This window comes from Ostreibacterium oceani (assembly GCF_009362845.1).
GTDB classification, from domain to species: domain Bacteria; phylum Pseudomonadota; class Gammaproteobacteria; order Cardiobacteriales; family Ostreibacteriaceae; genus Ostreibacterium; species Ostreibacterium oceani.
This window is the reverse complement of the sequence record NZ_WHNW01000037.1, coordinates 1-281: the sequence shown is the minus strand read 5'-3', so window position 1 is coordinate 281 and position 281 is coordinate 1. Positions and strand designations below refer to the sequence as shown.

1 protein-coding gene is annotated in these 281 nt (G+C 49.8%); it reads left to right on the top strand.

From position 1 onward, the window contains the following. Positions 1 to 281, top strand: a 281-nt coding sequence (locus tag GCU85_RS10505; RefSeq protein ID WP_268965747.1) for an EF-Tu/IF-2/RF-3 family GTPase, incomplete at both ends; no start/stop codon positions are given.

The window sequence follows — 281 nt, the reverse complement described above, 5'->3', positions numbered from 1 at the left end:
GGCGACACGTCTGAGATTGGTGTGCCTTCGATTGAGCGTTTGGTTGCTGAGATGGACGCTTATATTCCTGAGCCTGAGCGTGATACAGACAAGCCGTTTTTGATGCCAGTAGAAGATGTATTCTCTATTCAAGGTCGTGGTACGGTGGTAACGGGTCGTATTGAGACGGGTATCATCAAGGTTGGCGACGAGATTGAGATTGTTGGCATGAAGGATACGACAAAGACGACGTGTACGGGTGTTGAGATGTTCCGTAAGCTACTTGACGAAGGCCGTGCAGG